The sequence below is a fragment of the Campylobacter sp. CNRCH_2013_0855 genome, assembly GCF_025773025.1.
GTDB lineage: Bacteria > Campylobacterota > Campylobacteria > Campylobacterales > Campylobacteraceae > Campylobacter_D > Campylobacter_D jejuni_C.
In genome coordinates, this window is sequence record NZ_JAKMTE010000007.1 from 72451 (window position 1) to 94644 (window position 22194).

The 22194-nt window shown below is 29.6% G+C and carries 21 protein-coding genes; 10 read left to right on the plus strand and 11 right to left on the minus strand.

The window, feature by feature from the left end; genetic code table 11:
- Positions 1–5: 5 nt before the first annotated feature.
- The 5 genes from L8X40_RS05400 to L8X40_RS05420 all read right to left on the minus strand — a co-directional run bounded on the left by L8X40_RS05400 (position 6) and on the right by L8X40_RS05420 (position 6834).
- Complete coding sequence (locus tag L8X40_RS05400) at positions 6–539, minus strand: HyaD/HybD family hydrogenase maturation endopeptidase (RefSeq protein ID WP_087699560.1); 534 nt, start codon at positions 537–539, stop codon at positions 6–8.
- Positions 536–1228, minus strand: a complete 693-nt coding sequence (gene cybH / locus L8X40_RS05405; protein ID WP_263667487.1) for a Ni/Fe-hydrogenase, b-type cytochrome subunit — start codon at positions 1226–1228, stop codon at positions 536–538. The genes L8X40_RS05400 and cybH overlap by 4 nt, the downstream gene beginning before the upstream one ends.
- Before the next feature lie 15 nt (positions 1229–1243).
- Positions 1244–2959, minus strand: coding sequence for a nickel-dependent hydrogenase large subunit (locus L8X40_RS05410; RefSeq protein ID WP_039618199.1), 1716 nt, complete (start codon positions 2957–2959; stop codon positions 1244–1246).
- A 2-nt stretch (positions 2960–2961) separates the two neighbouring features.
- Complete coding sequence (locus L8X40_RS05415) at positions 2962–4101, minus strand: hydrogenase small subunit (protein ID WP_263667488.1); 1140 nt, start codon at positions 4099–4101, stop codon at positions 2962–2964.
- 159 nt (positions 4102–4260) lie between these two features.
- Positions 4261–6834 (minus strand): ATP-dependent Clp protease ATP-binding subunit, encoded by a 2574-nt coding sequence (locus L8X40_RS05420; protein WP_263667489.1) that lies wholly within the window; start codon positions 6832–6834, stop codon positions 4261–4263.
- A gap of 206 nt (positions 6835–7040) precedes the next feature.
- Between L8X40_RS05420 and L8X40_RS05425 the strand changes: the two genes are divergently transcribed.
- The 10 genes from L8X40_RS05425 to L8X40_RS05470 are packed head-to-tail and all read left to right on the plus strand — an operon-like array spanning position 7041 to position 14745.
- On the plus strand, positions 7041–8357 hold the full coding sequence (locus L8X40_RS05425; RefSeq protein WP_318530021.1) for a S41 family peptidase: 1317 nt from the start codon (positions 7041–7043) through the stop codon (positions 8355–8357).
- A 1-nt stretch (position 8358) separates the two neighbouring features.
- Positions 8359–9072, plus strand: a complete 714-nt coding sequence (purC, locus tag L8X40_RS05430) for a phosphoribosylaminoimidazolesuccinocarboxamide synthase (RefSeq protein WP_263667490.1) — start codon at positions 8359–8361, stop codon at positions 9070–9072.
- Positions 9073–9080: 8 nt separating this feature from the next.
- The gene (gene purS / locus L8X40_RS05435) at positions 9081–9317 is read left to right on the plus strand and encodes a phosphoribosylformylglycinamidine synthase subunit PurS (protein ID WP_039618190.1); all 237 of its coding nucleotides are present in this window, start codon (positions 9081–9083) and stop codon (positions 9315–9317) included.
- Positions 9314–9964, plus strand: coding sequence for a phosphoribosylformylglycinamidine synthase subunit PurQ (gene purQ, locus L8X40_RS05440; protein ID WP_214126452.1), 651 nt, complete (start codon positions 9314–9316; stop codon positions 9962–9964). The genes purS and purQ overlap by 4 nt, the downstream gene beginning before the upstream one ends.
- Positions 9958–11163: a hypothetical protein gene (locus L8X40_RS05445; protein ID WP_214136133.1), complete on the plus strand. Its 1206-nt coding sequence runs from the start codon at positions 9958–9960 to the stop codon at positions 11161–11163. The genes purQ and L8X40_RS05445 overlap by 7 nt, the downstream gene beginning before the upstream one ends.
- The gene (locus L8X40_RS05450) at positions 11141–11830 is read left to right on the plus strand and encodes a lysophospholipid acyltransferase family protein (RefSeq protein WP_087699547.1); all 690 of its coding nucleotides are present in this window, start codon (positions 11141–11143) and stop codon (positions 11828–11830) included. Before L8X40_RS05445 ends, L8X40_RS05450 begins: the two co-directional genes overlap by 23 nt.
- The gene (crcB, locus tag L8X40_RS05455; protein WP_087699545.1) at positions 11827–12195 is read left to right on the plus strand and encodes a fluoride efflux transporter CrcB; all 369 of its coding nucleotides are present in this window, start codon (positions 11827–11829) and stop codon (positions 12193–12195) included. The genes L8X40_RS05450 and crcB overlap by 4 nt, the downstream gene beginning before the upstream one ends.
- Before the next feature lie 11 nt (positions 12196–12206).
- Positions 12207–14036, plus strand: a complete 1830-nt coding sequence (htpG, locus tag L8X40_RS05460; RefSeq protein WP_214136131.1) for a molecular chaperone HtpG — start codon at positions 12207–12209, stop codon at positions 14034–14036.
- Positions 14033–14368, plus strand: a complete 336-nt coding sequence (locus L8X40_RS05465) for a rhodanese-like domain-containing protein (RefSeq protein ID WP_214136129.1) — start codon at positions 14033–14035, stop codon at positions 14366–14368. The genes htpG and L8X40_RS05465 overlap by 4 nt, the downstream gene beginning before the upstream one ends.
- A 2-nt stretch (positions 14369–14370) precedes the next feature.
- Positions 14371–14745 carry a rhodanese-like domain-containing protein gene (locus L8X40_RS05470; RefSeq protein ID WP_214126455.1) on the plus strand — a complete coding sequence of 125 codons (375 nt, stop codon included), beginning with the start codon at positions 14371–14373 and terminating at the stop codon, positions 14743–14745.
- 12 nt (positions 14746–14757) lie between these two features.
- Here L8X40_RS05470 and mog read toward each other — a convergent pair whose 3' ends face one another.
- Genes mog through L8X40_RS05500 form a run of 6 tightly spaced genes read right to left on the minus strand, consistent with a single transcriptional unit; the run spans position 14758 to position 22127 of the window.
- Positions 14758–15285, minus strand: coding sequence for a molybdopterin adenylyltransferase (mog, locus tag L8X40_RS05475; protein WP_039618174.1), 528 nt, complete (start codon positions 15283–15285; stop codon positions 14758–14760).
- A 2-nt stretch (positions 15286–15287) separates the two neighbouring features.
- Positions 15288–16886, minus strand: a complete 1599-nt coding sequence (locus L8X40_RS05480) for an AAA family ATPase (protein WP_263667491.1) — start codon at positions 16884–16886, stop codon at positions 15288–15290.
- On the minus strand, positions 16876–18132 hold the full coding sequence (gene mtaB, locus L8X40_RS05485; protein WP_214126457.1) for a tRNA (N(6)-L-threonylcarbamoyladenosine(37)-C(2))-methylthiotransferase MtaB: 1257 nt from the start codon (positions 18130–18132) through the stop codon (positions 16876–16878). Before mtaB ends, L8X40_RS05480 begins: the two co-directional genes overlap by 11 nt.
- Positions 18129–19658, minus strand: coding sequence for a mechanosensitive ion channel domain-containing protein (locus L8X40_RS05490; RefSeq protein ID WP_214100601.1), 1530 nt, complete (start codon positions 19656–19658; stop codon positions 18129–18131). The genes mtaB and L8X40_RS05490 overlap by 4 nt, the downstream gene beginning before the upstream one ends.
- Entirely contained in the window at positions 19655–20713 is a 1059-nt protein-coding gene (gene aroB / locus L8X40_RS05495; protein ID WP_087699530.1) for a 3-dehydroquinate synthase, read from the minus strand. The genes L8X40_RS05490 and aroB overlap by 4 nt, the downstream gene beginning before the upstream one ends.
- A gap of 7 nt (positions 20714–20720) precedes the next feature.
- Positions 20721–22127, minus strand: coding sequence for a COG3400 family protein (locus tag L8X40_RS05500; protein WP_263667492.1), 1407 nt, complete (start codon positions 22125–22127; stop codon positions 20721–20723).
- Positions 22128–22194: the final 67 nt, after the last annotated feature.

A 22194-nucleotide genomic window follows, 5' to 3' on the forward strand; every position in this document is an offset into this window, starting at 1 on the left:
TTTGCTTAGCTTTTGTAAGAATTTAGAGCAAGCTCTTGTATATTATAATTAGCAACTCTCTCATAAGTAAAGCCTTTTTTCTCTAAAAAATCAAGTAAAATTTTCTCCATTTTTTCTAAAGCATTCAAGACTTCTTTTGAAAGTTTAAAACTCAATGGTTCTATGCGTTTTGGCACACAAGCTAAAATTTGAGTTTTAGGTAAATCTCCCATAAGCTCCATGTATTGTAAAGTTTGAAGCATTTCAACCTCATGCGCACTACCACTCCAGTTAACTTTTTTTGGCATTGCATCATAAGGAAAGAAAAAAATATCTCCAATCTTAGCATCATCTGCTGCAATACAATCAATCACAATCATTTCATCATATTCAGCTATAATATAGCTAAGTTGTAAAGCCAAAGTTCCACCATCTACAAAACTCACTGAGTCTTTTTCATGATAAAACTTATAATTTTTTTCTAAAAGTTTGCAAAGATGAACGCCTAAGCCCTCATCTGCAAACATAATATTACCAATACCTAAGATTAGAAGTTTCAATGATTTTCTCTTACAAATTTATAACCACTAAAGATAGCATCTAAAGCACCATCTTTACCTTTAACTGAGTTAAACACAGCCATATAAATATGCACTGGAACAAAAATCAACACAACCCACATTAAAATTCTATGGTAAGTTCTAACATCAGCCAATCCACCTAGCATTACCTCAATAGGTCTTAAGATATTGTATAAAAATCCACCCAAGCCTTCATGATATACATGCATATAAAGGATTAGACCTGTTAAAATAAGCCCAAACATAACAAGATAAAAGAAAAAATAAGTTGCAAATTGCAAAGGATTATACACACCTTGTAAATGCGGGTGTTTTCCTAGGAAAATGTAAAATTTAATCTGCTCTATCCATAATTTTACATTAAAAATATCTTTAATACTTCTTCTTTCATTTGCACTTTTTGGATCAAAAAAGAACAAATATGTTTTAAAAAGCACACAAGCTATCATAATAAAACCAAAAATTTGGTGCACCATGCGGTATTTTGCCTGCATAAATAAAGTCGGTTCAGATGAAATAGAAGGAGATTGAAATACATAAGAAATATAATATCCAGTTCCCACTAAAATCACGATTGTAACCGCTCTTAACCAATGTGTAAAACGAAGGCCGATACTAAATTCGTATTCAGCCTTTCTGTTTGATTTTAAGGAATGTTTAGAATCCATACTAAAGTCCTTTCCTTATAAATTTACATTTACTTTATACTCGCTAAGATTATTACCTTTAGTATCCATTACATGCACAGCACATGCTATACAAGGATCATAAGAGTGAATAGCTCTTATTACTTCTAAAGGCTGTTTAACATCAGCTAGTTTCATACCGATAAGACATTGCTCATAGCTACCACCTACTCCATTTGCATCTTTTGGACTTGCATTCCAAGTAGAAGGTACTACTGCTTGCCAATTTTCAATTACACCATTTTTAATTCTACACCAATGACTCAACGCACCACGAGGCGCACTTCCCATAAATCTACCTTTGTATTCTTTGTTTTTATCGATTACATAAGTAGCACAAGTACTTTCATCTGTTTTTAAATTTTCAACCAAAGAATTAAATGCTTTCAAGCCATGATCAGCAATGATTTTAGCTTCAATTGCTCTAGCACCCGTTCTTCCTAAAGTACTCATAAGTGCTTTAACTGGTAAATTCGTAGCTTTTAAGAATGAATCAACCGCTTCTACTACGATTTTATTACCCTTAGCATAATTAACTAAAATATTTGCTAATGGTCCAACTTGCATAGGTAAATTTTCATATCTTGGAGCTTTAATCCAGCTGTATTTGCCTTTGGTATCAAATACCTTACTATGAACCATATTACCTTTATCATCAATACTTTCGCCATCAATTAAGCCTGTATAGTTTGGATTAGTTTTACCATCATAAGGGTGTAAAGCTTCATTATCTGCATACCAAGCTCTTGTCGCTTCCTCGGTGATTTTAGCTTCATCTACTTCTTCAACTTTACTCAAATCACCATTTCTAATAATACCACCTTCAAACAACCATTCATCACTTGAAACTTGGAATTCTCTCTCAGTATAGAAATTATTTACCCCTACATCATTTAACACGCTTGCTTCTTTAGAATAAGCTTTTGCTGCCATGATTAAATCCGGATAATAAGCACGATTAATAAAATCAGCTACTTCTTGGAATTTAGTCATATATTCAGCCATTCTTGATGGGTTTAAAAGATCCATAACACAAGTCACACCACCTACTGTTAAGCTTTGTGGATGAGGATTTTTAGCACCAAAAATCGCCATAGCTTGAGCTATTGTTCTTTGAATTCTTAAACATTCTAAATAATGTGAAAGTGCAATAAGGTTTTGCTCAGGAGTAAAGCGATAAGTCGCATGTCCATAATAAGCATTTGCAAACGGTCCAAGATTTCCTTTATCTACAAAGGTTTTTAGTCTTTGCTGAACTTCTAAAAGTTTATCTGCACCTGTTGCATAAGGCATATCAGTATATTTAAATGCTTCATCGCTTGCTTTTTTTACATCAGCACTTAAAGCACTTACAACATCAACAAAATCAAGTCCATGAAGTTGATAAAAATGCACAGGATGATCATGCATATATAAAGCTGCATTCATTAAAGTTCTAGTTAAAACTGCGTTTAATGGTGGAGTGATACCTAAAGCATTTTCCACTGCAATAATTCCTGCTCTATAGTGTGAAAAAGTACAAACACCACAAATTCTTTGAGTTAAAAAGCCTGCATCTCTTGGATCACGGCCTTTTACAATAGTTTCTAAACCTCTCCATAGAGTTGATCCTGAATATGCTTCTTTGATAACATTGTTTTCATCAACCACCACTTCAACTCTTAAGTGTCCTTCTATTCTAGTAAGTGGATCTATAATAATTCTTTTTGACATTCTTAATCCTTATTCTTTTCTAATGAAGCAATCACAGCATGTGCAGCAACAGCAACACCTGTTACACAAAGCACACCTATACCGATTTTATCTGAAATGCTATCAGCACCCAAGCCATAAACAGTATCAAATAATCTTCCTGCCATCACTTCTTCAAAAGGTCCCATAGTATCCCAAAAATCAGGCTCAGAACAACCTATACAACCATGTCCAGCTTGTACCGGCCATGAAGTATGTTGATTAAATCTTTCTTTTGAACAGTTATTAAAAGTATAAGGTCCTTTACAACCTACTTTATAAAGACAATATCCTTTTTTTGCCCCTTCATCACCAAATTGTTGTACAAACTCACCCGCATCAAAGCGTCCTCTTCTTTCACAAAGATCATGAATTCTTAAAGCATAAGCCCATTTTGGTCTGTTATAAGCATCAAGCGCTGGTAATGTTTGATACAATATATAATGAATCACATTACCTATAATGTTTTTCTCACTTGGAGGACAACCTGGAACATTAATAATTGTTTTATTTGTAACTTTACTTAAACTCACAGCATTACTTGGATTAGGTCTAGCAGCTTGAATACCACCAAAAGCTGAACAGGTACCTATAGCAAAAATAGCCAAAGCATTATCACAAGCTTGAACTGCTATTTGCTTACCTGTTTTACCGTGTGGTCCTATAGTTAAAAAGTTTTCTGTGGCACCTGTTGGTATACCACCTTCTACCATTAAAATATATCTACCTTTGTATTTTTCCATAGCAGCTTCAAGATTATGCTCAGCTTGCCAACCTGCTGCACCCATTATAGTTTCATGATATTCTAAAGAAATATGATCAAAAATTAAACTATCTATAGTAGGAGCATCACTTCTTAATAAACTCTCAGAACATCCTGTACATTCAGCCATATGAAGCCAAATCACTGGAAGTCTATCACTAAGCTCAGCAGCTCTTGCAACTACTGGAGTAAAGCTAGCAGGTAGTGCTAAAAATGCAGTCATTGCACTAGCCCATTTCATAAAATCTCTTCTTGAAAAACCTGATTGCTCCAAGGCTTTAGAGATAGAAATCTCATTTTTCAAAAGAGGAAGTTTTTCTAATGCGTCTAAACGGCGATTAAAAATATCTAAATCACTCATTTGTTGTTCCTTAAATATAGAAATATCATTAAAGATTTTAAAACATTTATTGTTAAGAATAGATAAAAAATAATATTTTTTTAAACAAATATACGAAGTATTTACAATTTAATGTTAATAGGATATTTTTACTCTAAAATAAGCAAGTATTACACTTGCTTATTGTTTAATAATGATAATCTCACCATCTTTAGAATCTATAATAATTTCATCATTTTCATTTAATTCATCAGATAATATCATATCACTTAATTTATCTTCTACCATGTCATACAAAGCTCTTTTTAATGGTCTTGCGCCAAAATCCACATCAAAACCAACCTTTGCTATTAAACTTGCAGCATTATCACTCAAGCTTGCTTTAATACCTCTATTTTCAAGATTTTTTTGCAAGGTATTAAAAAGTAATTTAACTATTTTTTTAGCTTCACTTTCTCCTAAAGGATTAAAAGTGATAATATCATCTAAACGATTCAAAAACTCAGGTCTAAAAAAGCTTCTAAGAGCTTCCTTGATAGCTTTTTCTCTTTCTTCACCCTTTAGTTCCATGATAAAATTTGCACCTATATTAGAAGTTAAGATAATGATAGTATTAGTAAAATCAACCGTTACACCTTTACTATCTGTAGCTCTACCATCATCTAAAATTCCCAAAAGTATATTAAATACATCTTTATGGGCTTTTTCTACTTCATCAAATAAAATCACACTATAAGGCTTTCTTCTAACAGCTTCAGTTAATTCCCCACCTTCTTCATGCCCTATATATCCTGGAGGTGCACCTAAAAGTCTTGATACACTGTGTTTTTCCATAAATTCACTCATATCAAAACGCACCATAGCTTTTTCATCATCAAATAAAAATTTAGCCAAAGCCTTCGCACTTTCTGTTTTACCTACTCCAGTTGGCCCTAAAAATAAAAAGCTTCCTATAGGCTTAGTTGCTTGATTTAACCCTGCTTTGTTACGCTTAATAGCTTTAGCTAAAGCACTCAAAGCCTCATCTTGCCCTATGACGCTTTCTTGTAAATACTCTTGAATATGTAAATATTTTTGTTTTTCAGAAGTGAGCATTTTTTGCACACTAATGCCTGTCCATTTACTTAAAATACCAGCTACTAAATCCTCATCTACTTGATTTTTAAGCAAAACTCCTTCTTGGGTCATTTGTTTCCATTTTTCTTCTAAATTTAAAACCTCTTTTTCGCACTCTAAAATTTTGCCATATTCTATTTCAGCAGCCTTTTGAAAATCTCCTTTATTTTTAGCCAAAATAGCTTCATTTTTTAAAGTATCGATTTCTTTTTTCTTTGCACTTATGCCATTAAATACTGCTTTTTCATTTTCAAATTTGGCATTAAGTTTGATTTGCTCTTCTTTTAAATTTGCTAATTCTTTTTTAATCTCTTCCAATCTTTTTTCATTAGCTTCATTTTCTTCCATTTTTAAAGCTTCATTTTCTACTTCCAAACTTTCAATTTGCTTTCTAACCTTTCTTAAAGAATTTGGCTCACTTTCTATTTGCATTTTTAATTCCGCTGCAGCCTCATCAATTAAATCAATCGCTTTATCAGGTAAAAATCTATTAGCTATATAACGCTTAGATAGCTTTGCAGCTGCCACTAAAGCACTATCATTAATAGTTACATTATGATGAATTTCTAATTTTTCTTTTATACCTCTAAGCATAGCCAAAGCTTCATTTACACTAGGTTCAGCTACATTTACAGGCTGAAATCTTCTTTGTAAAGCTGCATCTTTTTCAAAATATTTTCTATATTCTTTTAAGGTTGTAGCACCTATAGTATGGAGTTCACCTCTTGCTAAAGCAGGTTTTAAAATATTTGCTGCATCCATGCTCCCTTCATTTGCACCTGCACCTACAATGGTATGAATTTCATCTATAAATAAAATTACATTCTTATGTTTTATTACTTCATTTACAACTGCTTTTAATCTATCTTCAAATTCACCTCTGTATTTTGCCCCTGCTATTAAAGCACTCATATCTAAAGCTATAACTTTTTTATTTTGCAACGAAGTAGGAACATCTTTTTTTACTATCCTTTGCGCTAAAGCTTCCACCACAGCAGTTTTTCCTACCCCTGGCTCACCTAATAAAATAGGATTATTTTTAGTTTTTCTGATTAAAATTTGCATTAATCTTTGAATTTCTTCTTCCCTACCTATAACAGGATCAAGCTCATTGTTTTTAGCTTTCATAGTCAAATCAATACCAAATTTAGACAAAGAATCAAGTGTTTCATCACTTGTTTTGGTTTCTATTTTAGCTCCTGCTCTAATAAATTCCAATTCTTTTTTAAACTCATTTAAATCTACAAATTTAGACAAAAGTTCTTTAATAACCCCGCTAGCACTTTCTGAAACAAGCCACATATCCACAGCTAAATAACTATCTTTATTTTCTAAAGCCAAGCCTTTTGCTTTTTCTAAAGAATTAATAAATTCATTTGAAAATTTAATATTGTCTTTATTTACATTTGAGCTAGTAGGAAAAGATGAAATTTTACTTTTTACTTCTAACTCAAATGCCTCTTTAGAAACATTTAATTTATTAAAAACTTGATTAAGCAAACTAGAGCTATCAACACTTAAAGCCCATAATAAATGCAAAGGTTTTATTTCACTATTCTTAGAATGAATGGCCAAAGAAATTGCACTTTCTATATTTGAAAGCATAGAATCTGTTAAAAAATCTTGTATATTTGCCATTTTTACTCCTTTTTACTTTTATATGAAGTGTATTATATAACTTTAGTCTATTATTGTCAAGTTTATTTAGTTATATTTATAAATAATTTTTTATATATATACACTAATATCATAAAAATATTTACTTTATTTACGATTTTTTAAGCAAAAATAACTAAAATTAGATAATTATTTTATGAATTCATATTTATTTTGGAGTTTTTCCTTTGAAGACAAAAAGAAATCTTATTATCGCAGCTAGCATTTGTAGTTTAATAACCGCTTCTTTTATTTTTACTAACTTGCAAGCTAAAAATCCCGCTCCTAGCGAAGCAGAAAAAAAAATAGAAGCTTTATCTAAACTTACAAGAACTATGTCTATCATAGAACAATATTATGTTGATGATGTTAATTATACAGATTTGGTTGATAAATCCATAGCAGGTTTACTTACAAATTTAGATGCCCACTCTTCCTTCTTAGATGAAAAAGGTTATAAAGAGCTTAAAGAACAAACTAATGGGGAATTTGGTGGACTTGGCTTTACTATTACCCAAAAAGATGGAGCAATTAGTGTTGTAGCTCCTATAGAAGGAAGTCCAGCGGATAAAGCAGGTATTAAAACTGATGATATTATCTTAAGAATTAATAACGAATCAACTTTAGGTATGACTTTAAATGAAGCTGTTTCTAAAATGCGTGGAGAGCCTAAAACAAAGGTTACTCTAACTATTTATAGAAAAGGTGATACAAAGCCATTTGATGTAAATTTAAAAAGAGATATCATAAAAGTAGATAGTGTTTATACAAAATTAATTGAAAATGAAAATTTACTTTATTTAAGAGTGACTAATTTTGATAAAAATGTTGTAGATGAAGCTAGTAAAGCAATCAAAAAACATTCCGATGCAAAAGGGATTATACTAGATCTTAGAACTAACCCAGGTGGCATTTTAAATCAAGCCGTAGGCTTAGTAAATCTTTTTGTAGACAAGGGAGTCATTGTTTCACAAAAAGGTAAAATAGAGAGTGAAAATGTAGAATTTAAAGCAAATCCTAGTAAAAAAATCACAAACGCACCTTTAGTAGTACTTGTAAATGGTGGCAGCGCGAGTGCAAGTGAGATTGTAAGCGGAGCTTTGCAAGATTTTAAACGCGCTGTTATCATAGGTGAAAAAACTTTTGGAAAGGGTAGCGTACAACTTATATTACCTATGGATGAAAAAGGTAAAGAAGGCTTAAGACTTACTATAGCAAAATATTATTTACCAAGTGGTAGAACCATACAAGCTGTCGGGGTTAGTCCTGATATAGAAGTATTCCCAGGAAAAGTAAGTAAAGAAGAAAACCATGGCTTTGAAATCAAAGAAAGTGACCTAAAAAAACACTTACAAGCTGAACTTGACAAAATCGGACATCAAGAAAAGAAAAAAGATAATAAAGAAGATAAAAATATCATCACCAAAGAACAAATTGATAATGATATACAGTTAAAAACAGCAATTGATGCAATCAAAATTTTAAACATCACAAAAGGAGAGTAAAATGGCAACAAAACTAGATCTTTTATACGAGGGAAAAGGTAAAAAAATGTTTAAAACTGATGATGAGAATTTACTCATCACAGAATTTAAAGATGATTTAACTGCTTTTAATGCAGAAAAAAAAGGTAACGAAGCAGGAAAAGGTGCATTAAACTGCAAAATTAGTACTGAAATTTTTCATCTTTTAGAAAAAGAAGGTATTAAAACACATTTAATAGAAACCATCAGCGATAAAGAGCAAATTGTTAAAAAATGCAATATTATACCTATTGAAGTTATTACTAGAAATGTAGCTACAGGATCTTTAACAAAAAGATTAGGCATTAAAGAAGGTATAATTTTACCTTTTGCTGTAGTTGAGTTTTGTTATAAAAATGATGATTTGGGTGATCCTATCATCAACGATGAACATTGTTTGATTTTAAATTTAGTAAAAAGTGAAAAAGATTTAGAATTAATCAAAAAAACCGCAAGACATATTAATTCTATCTTAGTTAAATTCTTTGAATCTAAAGGATTGAGACTGATTGACTTTAAATTAGAATTTGGTATTGATAGTGAAGGAAATATGATACTAGCTGATGAAATTAGCCCTGATAGTTGTAGATTTTGGGATAGCAAAACTAATGAAAAATTAGACAAAGACCGCTTTAGGCAAGACTTAGGTAATGTAAAAATGGCCTATGAAGAAGTATTAAAAAGAATTTTAAGTTAGGAAAAATAATGAAAGTAACTGTAAATATCACACTCAAAAATGGAGTTTTAGATCCTCAAGGCAAAGCCATAGAAAAGGCTTTGCATTCTTTAGATTTTAATAACATAGCAAATGTTAAAACCTCAAAACAAATTAGTTTTGATATAGCTTGCGATGATAAAGAAGAAGCTTTAAAACAAGTTGATTTAATGTGTAAAGAATTACTTGCAAATACTGTGATAGAAGATTATGAGATAATATTATGAAAGTAGCTATTATTCGTTTTCCTGGAACTAACTGTGAGTTTGATACAGCTTATGCTTTTGAAAAACTAGGCGTAAAAACTGAAATCATTTGGCATGAAAGACAAGATTTTAGTGCAGATTTAATCGTTTTACCAGGTGGTTTTTCTTATGGAGATTATTTAAGATGTGCAGCTATTGCAAAACTTGCTCCTGCTATGAAAACACTTAAAGAACATGTGCAAAAAGGTGGATATGTCCTAGGTATTTGCAATGGTTTCCAAATTTTATTAGAACTTGGTCTTTTAAAGGGGGCTATGAAACACAATAATAGCTTAAGTTTTATTTCTAAAATGCAAGCATTACAAGTAGTATCAAACAATAATGTTTTTTTGAAAAATTTTCAAAAAAATGACATTATAGAATTACCTATTGCTCATGGAGAGGGAAATTATTTCAATAGCGAAGATGGTATTAAAATACTAGAAGATAAAGATATGATTTTATTAAGATATATCAATAATCCAAATGGCTCTTTAAACGATATAGCTGGAATTTGTGATGAAAATAAAAAAGTCTTTGGACTTATGCCTCACCCTGAAAGAATGTGTGATGATATACTTGGATCAAAAGTAGGACTTAAAATGTTTGAAGGATTTTTAAATTGCTAAAAACCTTCAAAGTTTTTTGTATTTTTTTACTAGCACTTAATTTATATGCTCAAGAAAACAGTGTTTTTGAAGATTACAACACCTTAGAAAAAAACTACAATCAATTAGACGATCAAGCTAAGCAAATTTATCAAACTATCGCCCCAAGCGATGAGAGTAATTATGAAAATAAAATCAATGATGAAAATTTTATTCCTCAAAGTTCTTTGGTATTAAATGCAAAAGAATACACTGATGAAGCTTACATAGATGAAGCTTTTGCTATAGATCTTGAGGTTATCACCACAACTAATGTAAGTTTTGATTTAAATGTGAGTTTTGAAAAAAATGATGATATGCTTTGGATCAATCCTAATCCTATTTGGGAGCAAAAGGCTAATTCATATCATACAAAATTATGGTTTGAAGCTAAAAGTTTAAATGCCAATTTAAACAAAATCATCGTTTCATTAAGCAGAAATGATCATATTTTTCAAAGCTCATCACTAATTATAAAACCTATTAGACTTAAAAAAATCGACGCTCCTTCTAATAAATACTCACACATAGTTGCAAGTAATTTAGAGGTTAAACAAGTAAAGGCAAGTCATTTTGATAATGATAATATGATTTTATTTATAGAACTTGCAGGAGAAAACACAAACCTAGCAAGTTTTAACATAAAAGATATTCAAAAACAAGGTGTAGAGGCTATTAAAGGCGATTTTGAAAAACAAAGTGGATTTTATTATGCTATTTTAGATAAAAGCAAAACACGTTTTGATTTTTCTTATTTTAATTTAAATTCTAAAGAACTAAAAGATTTTTCCTTAAAAATAGAACTTAAAGAAGATAGTATAAGCACACAAAGCGATTTAAATCCAAAGACTAATGATTTTAATTTTTACAAACAAGTGTTTTTGTGGAGCTTATGTGGTATTTTTGCTTTATGGTTTGTATTTAAAAAAAGCTATGTAGCTTTAGGTTTAGCAATTTTGGCTCTAATAGCAAGTTTTTTAGCTCAAAACAACATATATAAAGCTATATTAAAAGCTGAAAGTAAAGTGCAAATTTTACCAACTCTAAACTCAACTCATTTTTATTCTGGAAAATACAAACAAGAAGTAGAAGTGTTAGATTCAAGAGAAGAATATAGAAAGATTTTATTTAGTAATGGAAAAATAGGCTGGGTGAAAAGTGAAGATTTATCAAAGATTTAAAGCTTTAATATTTTGGATTGAATTTATTTTATCTATTATATTTTTATGTATTGCCTTTTTATTATTACAATCACAAGAAAAAATTTGGAAAATCAGGAAAGTATGGTCAAAATTACAAAAATATGTAATAAATTATAAAATTCAAACTCAAGGCTCTATACATCCTCAAGCTAATTTACTTTTAATTAACCATCAAAGTTTATTAGACATAGTTGTTTTGGAAGATTTATGCCCAAAAAATATATCTTGGATAGCCAAAAAAGAACTTGGCGAACTCCCCGTTTTTAAAACTTTGATTAAAAAACCTAAAATTATTTGTATAGATAGAAGCCCAAAAGGTCTAGTAAAACTTTTAAAAGAAGCTAAAGAAAGACTAAAAGAAGATAGAGTCTTAGCTATTTTTCCAGAAGGTACAAGATCTAAAACACAAAAACTTTTAAAATTTAAAGTCGGAGCTAAAATTTTAAGTGAGAAACTTAAGCTAAAAGTCCAACCTGTGGTAATTGTTGATTCAGCTAAAATTTTAGACACCCAGAAATTTAGTGCAAATAGCGGTGTTTTAAAAGTAATATTTCTTGATCTTGTTGATACAAGTAAAAATGATTGGCTTGAGCAAACTAGAGAAAAAATGCAAACAATCTTAGATAGCGAAAGGGCACAAGCTTGATTAGTACGATTTTAGCTGTAGGTTTTGGTGGCTTTTTAGGAGCTATATCTAGAATGCTTACTAGTAGCTTTTTTAATAAAATCATTCCACATGATTTTCCTTATGGTACTTTACTTGTTAATATCATAGGATCTTTTTTAATGGGCTTGTTTTTTTCTTATGCAAACTTTAAAGGTGTGCATATTTTTACTAAAAGTTTAATTAGCACGGGTTTTTTAAGTGCTTTTACGACTTTTTCAACTTTTTCTTATGAAAATTTGCTATTTTTGCAAAGTGGTGATTATTTTCACTTTTTTCTAAATATTATTTTAAATGTTATCCTTTGTCTTTTGGCAGTATGGATTGGTTTTTTAATTTTTAAATAAAGGAGATATAAATGCAATTTCAAACTGAAGTTAATCAACTTTTACAACTTATGATTCATTCTTTGTATTCAAACAAAGAAATTTTTTTAAGAGAGCTTATTTCTAATGCAAGCGACGCACTTGATAAACTTAGTTATTTAAGCGTGAGTGATGATGCTTATAAAAATCTAAAATTTGAACCAAAAATTCAAATCAACTTCAATCAAGAAGCAAAAACCCTAACCATAAGCGATAATGGTATAGGTATGAATAAAGAAGATTTAATCAATCACCTTGGAACCATTGCTAAAAGCGGTACAAAAAGCTTTTTAGAAAATTTAAGCGGAGATGCTAAAAAAGACTCTCAGCTTATAGGACAATTTGGTGTAGGCTTTTACTCTGCTTTTATGGTAGCTTCTAAAATAGAAGTATTAAGCAAAAAAGCATTAGATAATAAAGCTTATCTTTGGACTTCTGATGCTAGTGGTTATGAAATAGAAGATGCAAATAAAGATGAGCAAGGCACTTGTATAACCTTGCATTTAAAAGATGAAGAATTTTTAAACTCATACCGTATTGAAAGCATAGTAGAAAAATACTCAAATCACATACAATTTCCTATTTTTATGGAAAAAGAAGAATATTTACCATTAGAAGAAGGCGAAAAAGAACCTAAAAGAGAATTAAAAAATACTCAAATTAATACAGCAAGTGCTTTATGGAGACAAAATAAAGCAAGTTTAAAAGCTGAAGATTATGAAAGATTTTATGAGCAAAATTTCCATGATTCAAATAAACCTATGCTTTATATCCACACAAAAGCTGAAGGTTCTATAGAGTATAATTCTTTATTCTTTATACCCGCACAAGCTCCATTTGATTTATATAGAGTAGATTATAAAAGTGGTTTAAAACTTTATGTAAAAAGAGTTTTTATAAGTGATGATGATAAAGAATTATTACCAACTTATTTAAGATTTGTACGCGGGATTATTGATGTAGAAGATTTACCGCTTAATGTAAGTCGTGAAATCTTACAAGAAAATAAAATCTTAAAAAGCGTTCAAGAAGCAAGTGTTAAAAAAATCCTAGCAGAACTTAAAAAATTCAAAGAAAAAGATAAAGAAAACTATCTTAAATTTCATGAGAATTTTGGAAAAGTTTTAAAAGAAGGTTTATATGGTTTTGGCGAAAATAAAGACGCTATAGCTAAGCTTTTATACTTTAAAAACTCAAATAAAGAAGAATTAATTGATCTTGAAGAGTATAAACAAAACCTAGCTGAAGGTCAAAATGAAATTTTTTATATTAGTGGAAAAAATGAAAAACTTTTAAGAAATTCTCCACTTCTTGAAAGCTATAAACAAAAAAATATCAATGTTTTATTACTTGATGAGGAAATTGATACCATAGTTATGCCTATGATGAATGAATTTGAAGGCTTAAAATTTAGTGCTATTAACCATCTAGCTAGCGAAGAAACTAGCGAAGAACAAAAGGCTGAATTTGCAAGCTTACTCATCAAAATAAAAGAAGTTTTAAAAGATGAAGTTGAAGAGGTAAAACTTAGCCAAAGACTTTCAAATAGTCCAAGTTGTATTGTTTATGATCAAAATAAACCTGATTTTGCTATGCAACAAATTCTTAAACAAATGGGGCAAGAACAGCAAGTTAAACCTATACTTGAAATCAATCCTAATCATGAAATTTTAAAAGCCTTAAAAGAGAATGATACCTTAGCTAATGAAATGGCACATATTCTTTTAAATATGGCTAAACTTAGCGAAGGTATAGGTATAGACAACCCTAGCGAATTCAACAATGCCTTAAGCAAAATCGTTTCCAAGGCTTTAGAAAAATGAAAAATATAGCTATTTCTAAAGATATTTTGCACGAGTTTTGCATTATAGATGTAAGAACCCCAAGCGAATGGAAAAGCGGGGTTATAAAAGAAGCTATACTCATCGCACTTTGCGATGATAATGGCTTTATGAATGAAAATTTCATCCAAGAGTTTAAAGAAAAAGCAGATTATCAAAATAAAAACATAGCCTTTGTATGTGCTACAGGCTCAAGAAGCAAACATACTGCTATGATGATAGAAGATACCCTAGATATAGAATGCACTAATCTAGACGGTGGCATGGTAGCACTTTTATCGCAAGGTTATGAAGCTACAAAAAAAGAAGGTTGATTATGAAAAAAATATTTTTATCTTTAGCACTTTGTGTTAGTTTTGTTTTAGCAGAAGTTAAAAATATCGATATTAATGCGGATATTTTGGAAAATTATCAAGTAATTGATGTAAGAAAACCTAGCGAATGGGCACAAACTGGCATAATAAAAAATGCCATTAAAATTAGCTTTTATAATGAAGATGGCAGTATTAATAAAAATTTCGTCGAGGAAATTAAAAAGATTTCAAGTAAAAAACCTATTGCTATAGTTTGTAGAAGTGGAGCAAGAAGTGCTAAAGCTTCTGCTTTATTAGATCAAAATGGTATAGAAGTTACTAATTTAAAAGGTGGTATGAACGCACTTTTATCACAAGGCTATGAAACCTCAAAGTAAGTCTAACTAGACTTACTTTTTCTTTGGTCTAAATACAGAAATTACTTCTTCATTATTTTCAATATAAGCTCCGCCTATTAAATCCACACAATAAGGTATAGCAGGAAATATAGGTTCAATACATTCTCTTATAGCTTTTGGATTACCCGGTAAGTTAATAATCAATGATTTTCCTTTTATACCTGCGCTTTGTCTTGAAAGTATAGCCGTTGGCACATATTCTAAGCTTTTTGCACGCATTAGCTCTCCAAAACCTGGAAGCATTTTATCACACACTGCTTGTGTTGCTTCTGGTGTCACATCACGCAAAGCAGGCCCTGTACCTCCTGTAGTAAAAATCAAATCACATTTTACTTCATCAGCTAAATAAGCTAATTTTTCTATGATTAAATCATACTCATCAGGAATTAGCTCATAATAAAAGCTTTTTTCATTTTTTATATAAGAATCTAAAATTTTTTCTATCTCTACTCCAGATTTATCTTCATAAACTCCACTACTTGCTCTATCTGAAAGCACTAAAATTCCTATTTTTACCATTTTTACTCCATTATGATTTTTTCTACATCTTGTTTTTCTATTTTTTCATTTTCCAAAAGAATACTAGCTAATCTCACTACTTTTTCTTTCATTAATTCTAAAAATTCTTTCACTTCATGCTTTTGCTCTTGCAATAAACCCTCATTTGCCATAGCAAAAGTTTCCATAAAAGCGAGTAATTCTTTAACTTTTAAAAGATCGCTTTGTGCATTAGTGTAACTTTCATTAAAAATAAGCTCCATAGCAATCGAACCTGCTAAAAAAACTTTTATTTTGTTCAATAATTCTGATTTTGATTTGATGGTATTTTCATACTCTTTAAATCTATCTTCTATTAGGGTAATTTTTTCAAATTTAACGTCAAAATAAAAAGCACACAAAGCTTTAGCTGCTTGATATGTGGCTTGAATTTTTCTTTCCTTATCACTCAATGAGAAAATCTTTTTTTTACCCATTAAAACTTTATTCAATACCGCAAAAAAATCATTTTCTTCTATTAAATCTGATTTTCTTCTTATGGCATTAATGGCCGCCTCGTTAACCAAAGTTTCTAAGGCTGCTCCGCTAAAATCCACGCTAGCTTTTGCGATTTTTTCTAAATCTACACTAGATTTTTTTTCTTTCATATAATTTTGTAAAATATACATTCTATCTTTAAAATCAGGTAATGATATAAAAATTCTTCTATCAAAACGCCCCGATCTTAATAGTGCATTATCCATAAGATCGATTTTATTTGTAGCAGCCATTACTATAACACCGCTATTATCCTCAAATCCATCCATTTGAGTTAAAAGCTGATTTAGAGTATTATCTCTTTCTACATTAGAAAAATCCCCCCTGCTTTTACCAACTGCATCAATTTCATCTATAAAAATAATACTTGGAGCTTTTGATTTAGCTTTTAAAAAAAGTTCTCTAACCCTTTTTGCACCCATACCTACATAAATTTCTACAAAGCTAGCCCCGCTTTGATAAAAAAATGGTACCCCAGCCTCGCCTGCTACAGCTTTTGCTATCAAAGTTTTACCCACTCCAGGAGGACCTACCAGTAAAACCCCTTTTGGCATTTTCACACCAAAATCTTTATATTTTTGTGGATTTTTTAAAAAATCAACGATTTCCAAAAGCTCTACCTTAGCCTCATCAACCCCTGCTACATCTTTAAATTTAACTTCACTTACTACATCTTGTATGGTGTTATTTTGTTCATTTTTTTCTAAAATATTTTTTTCTAAAGAAAGTAAATTTTGTCTATCTTTGTTTTTTTTATTAAGAAAGAGTAAAAAACTTATAAGAAAAGCAAGTAAAATAAATATCAAAAAAAACTCGCTTAAATTATAATCTTTAGCATATTCTAAAGGAATTTTTTGCCACAAAGCATTTAAATCCACTACATCTTTAGCGATTAAAAAATTTCCTTCTTTGCTTTTTAATAATATTTCATTATTTTCTATTATAGCTTTTTGGATTAAATTTTGTTCTAAAAGCTCTTCATAAGCAGCCTTGCTAATATAATCAGGTTGATTTTTTATAAACGCAACTACTACAAAAACACAAAGCAATAAAAATGAAGCTAAGATAATCTTTTTATTTTTCATCCTCTAACCTTACATAGTTACAATCTTCTTTGCATTCATACTTTTCAATGCTTATCCATTGTTTAGCAATATCTTCTTTGCTTGTAATTTTGATTTTATTAAAAAATTGATCATAGCCTTCATAAAAACCATCTTTTTTACTTTCTACTAAAATTTCTAAAGTATCTTTTTGATTTTTTCTAAACTCATAATTATTTTGTGCGACTATATCTTTTAAAATATTTAATCTTTCTTTGGCTATTTCACCATTAATTCGCTCACTCATAGAAGCAGAATGTGTTCCATCACGTGGTGAGAAAATAAAAGCATGAATATGCGTAAGTTTAAACTGTTTGAAATTTTCTAAAGCTTCTTGCCATATTAACTCACTTTCTCCAGGGTGTGCTACGATAAAGTCTGTCCCTAAAGCAAAACCTTTTTGACTTAACTCATTAAACAATGCTAAATCATTTTGTGTATGTGATCTTCTACGCATTATGCGTAGCATTTTTTCATGAGTGTGCTGCAGGGCAATATGCAAATGCTTTTCAAGCCAAGGTTCATCTAAAATTTCTTTAAAACTCTCATCAATTTGAGCAGGCTCCAAACTCCCAAGCCTTACTCTTTTTATACCACTAATCTTACCTATTTCTTGTAATAATTTTCCAAGCGTAGTTTTATCTTTTAAACCATAACTTCCTATATTAGTACCCGTTAAAACTACTTCACTATAGCCATTTTGAGCCAAAAGTTTGATTTGTTTTATTATTTCCTCACTTAGCACGCTTCTTGATTTACCCCTAACACTTGGGATTATACAATAACTACAAGCAAAGTCACATCCTTCTTGAATTTTCACAAAAGCTTTAGTGTGATTTTCATAATTACTTACGATTTTTGTATCGATAAAGTGCAAATTTCCAAGCTCATAAAAGGCTTTATCTTGCGAGATTAACTCATTAATTTTATCTTTATTAGAAGCTCCTAAAACTCCAAAAATTTCTTTCTTATCAAAAAAATCCTTTCCCTTACTCACAGCACCACAACCTGTAAGTATAACCTTAACTCCATTTTTTTTTACACCATTAATATAACTTCTAAGCCCACTATCAGCACCATTTGTAACCGTACAAGAATTTATCACTATTACATCAGCTTCTTGCTCGTTTTGTGTAATATCATGGTCTTTAATATAAGTTTTTAATAATTGCGTATCATAAATATTAGTTCTACAACCAAAAGTTTTAAAATATATCTTTTTTTTCAAACATCTTCCTTGTTTTCTATAAATTCATGTTTTGCCATATATAAATTTTGCGATGGGTAAGCTATTTTTATATCATCATGTTTGTTAAATTCATTGATAATCTCTTTACTTATATTACTTCTTAAAACCAAGGCCGCATAAGAATTTGTCATATACCAAGCAGAAATTCTCATACCATAACCTTCTAAAAATGTAAAAAACCTAGGCTCAACCTTAGGATTTCTAATACTATATTCATTTCTTAATTTACTCATAGATTCTTTTGCTAATTTTGTATAGCCTTTAGAAGCTTTTGTGATAATTTCTTCTACTATCTCTAAAGCTTTTTGGTGGTTTGAATCAAAAGTCAAAGTAATATCAAGTCCATCCCAAACTGTCTTCATACCATGATGAGTATAATTTGATATAAGATTAGTAAAAATGAAATTATTTGGGATAAAAATTATTCTACCACTTCTTCTATTATCTGTATAAGTTAGCAAAGAAATATCTTCATATAAAGTTATTCTTAAAAATGAAATATCAATTATATCACCAATATAATGCGTGTTATTTTGAAAAACTCTAACTCTATCACCTACTCTAAAACTCCCACCAAAAACTATCACGCACCAACCAAGCATAGACATAAACATATCTTTCATAGCAATAGCCAAACCAGCAGAAGCAAAACCAAGCACGGTCACTAAATAACTAATATTTTCAATATATCCAAAAAGCAAAATTAAAACAATTACATTAATATTAATAAAATTGATAATTTTATTTGCCGTATAAAAGCGATCATTATCACCTATATATTTTCTAGCTATAAATTTAAGTAAAAACGCTATAGCTATAACTATAATAATAGCCAAAACTATATTAAAAGCTCTCACGCCTTGAATTTTAATAGAAGCAGTTGTTTTTTCAATTTCTTCTTGAATTTTTTTCTCATATACAGAATAAGAAATTTCTCCAAAACGCAAGGTCTGTGAAAAATCCCTTACCATTTGATTAGAAGCTTTTAAGTACTCATCATATTCTTTACTAGGAGCTAATTTAGCTATCTCAGTTACCAAAACATTTTCTTTTATAAGCTCATCTAAAGTTTGCTTGAAACTATTTAAAATATTGATATATTCTTCCTTGTCACGTCTTAGTTTTTTTATATGTGAATACGCTGAAATGATAGCTAAAGGATTGGTAAGTTTATCTATTTTGTCAACTTCTTCAGGCGCTAAAACCATTTTAGAAAAATTAGCACTCTTATACTCACTTAAAAGCTCTAATCTTTCTTTTAAAATCAAAATTTGTCTTTCTATAATACTTTTATTGCGCTCATTAGCCTTTAAACTTTCTTTTTCTAAAGCTAAAATTTCATCTTGGGTTTTTTTATAAATATTAAAATTATTATATTTAATCACCCAGGTATTGTATGCTAAATTATTATGCAATTCATTTAATTTTTGCTCTAAATGTTTTACATCATCTTGTGCTAAAAGCACTATAAAAGATAAAAATAAAAGCAAAAAAATCTTTTTCATGCAAACACCTCTAAAGTGCGTAAAATATCTTCTTTGATTATATCGTTTTTTATACAAGCTTTTCCCAGACCACAAGCTAAAACGAAATTAATCTTTTCAAAATGTGTTTTTTTATCTAAAAAAAAGGCATTATAAAATTCTTCTATATTTGGAATTTTATAAGATATAGGTAATTTAAATTTCATAAGTAAATTTTGCACTCTTTGGCATTCTTGCTCACTTAATAACCCCAAATTTAATGCTAAAATATTTGCCATGTTCATACCTATAGCCACAGCTTCACCATGTAAGTACTTTTTATATCCTGTTTGATTTTCTATAACATGAGCAAAAGTATGACCATAGTTCAAAAGCATTCTTAAACCACTTTCTTTTTCATCTTGTGAAACCACATTAGCTTTAAGTTCTATACTTTTTTGGATGATTTGAGCTAAAATAATATCATCTAATTTAGTATTTAAAAATTTATCCTCGTCTAAACTTTCCAAAAAAGGTAAAATTTCCTTATCAAAAACCACAGCCATTTTAATAAATTCAGCCATACCCGCAGCTAGTTCTCTCGAAGGTAAAGTTTTTAAAAACTTACTCTCGCAATACACTGCTTTTGGTTGATAAAAAGTACCTATTAAGTTTTTGCCAAATTTATTATTCACTCCGGTTTTACCACCCACACTTGCATCCACGCAAGCTAGTAAAGTTGTAGGGATATTGATAAATTCTATCCCTCTTTGGTATATGCTTGCTACAAAACCACCCATATCAGAGATTACCCCTCCACCAAAGCTTATAAGCAAGCTTTTTCTATCTAGTTTATATGCACACATCTGATCTAAGATATATTCTATAGTTTGTAAATTTTTATACTCTTCACCATCTTTAATTTTTATGATAAAAAGTTCTTTAGCTTTAATTTTTTCTAAAAGCATACCTAAATGTAATTTTGCTACTAATTCATTAGTCAAAATCACTACTTTAGTATCAAAATTCAACTTTTCTAACTCATTTATATAGACATTATAACTTGTATTTTTATCTAAATTTACCTTAACTTGCATTATTTTCTCACAGTGATGGTATAAATAATTGATAATTTTTATTCATCTTATAATATATCGTATTTAAATCTGTTTTTAAAATTTTATTGAAATTACTACCTAAAATTTTTTCATTAAATGGTACAAAATGCAATATATTTTGCTTATAAGAAAAGTTATTAATAGGATTATGTTCATTTTCTTCTATTAAAAGTAATTTTTCATCATGAAGTTTTGAAAGACTTTCGAAGTATTGGCGATATTCAAAAATTTCTGCTTTATTTAATTTTAAAGCATAATAGTATAAAGAAAGTCCTAATTGAATTTGTTTATTAAAATCAAGCATAATTGATGCAATACCTTCCACATCTTCAAAATTTGAACTTAAAACTACCGAAGATTTTAAATCTGCGAAATCACCTCTACCAGCTTTAAGTATTGGAATTTTCAAAGTAAAAAGAAAGTTTTTTTCTTTTTCAAAAAGATAATCTTCAACTATCATCAAGCCTATACTAGTATTTTCCACAAAAGGTTTAGTATTTTTTATATTGGTATTTATAAAATCAAATATTACTTCAATACTATTTTTATGCAAAGCTTTAAGCTTGTAATACATAGGATTTAAAGTAGGATTAATCACTTTAAAATAAAGCTTTTTACTATTAATCCTTATATGCAAAAGCAAGCTTGCAAAAATAAGTTTTTCTATAGCAAATTCACTCATTTTTTTCATATCTATAATACAAAGTATATTGTCTCCAAAAGGCGATGGAAAACGTCCCAAGCTTGTTTTAACATTAGTAAAAACACTTTGCAAAACTTTAGGATCGCCTACGATCAAAATACTATCATTTGGCATCAAAATAAGCCCAGGTCTAGCTAGGATAAATTCATTATTTCTATAAACCATTACAATTTTAAAGCGTTTTTGACTAATAGAGCTTATATGTCTATAAGCAAAGCTTGATCCTGCAGGAATTCTAACCTCCATAATCTCACCTTGCCCAAGTCCTATAAATTGAGCAGTTGATGGCATATTATCCATACAACCTGTTAGCCTTGTGCTTAAAGTATCATAGATGTTAATCACTTCGCAAAAATTATCATCAATATGGCTATTCCATAAATCCATAATAACTATATTTAATCTTGAATGTAATTTTCTTAAATTTTTATAGCAAGCTAGCATATCAGCCTCATCTTGCATATAAATAATAGCTTGATGGAAATTTTCCTTTAGCAAATTTTCTAACTTAACCAAACTTGTAGGATCGAACTTATGAAAAGAAATTTGTTCATTCTCTAAACTTAAATCCACACTTTCATCATTATAATAAACAACACTCAAAGATTCTTTGAAGGTTTTATTACTATGAATTTTCTTCAAAAAATCTTTCGCATAAACTCCATCAGCTAATAATAAAATTTTATTCATTTATACCTCTAAAATACAAAATATAATTATAGCAAAGTTATAGTTTATATTTTAAAGTTTTAAATTT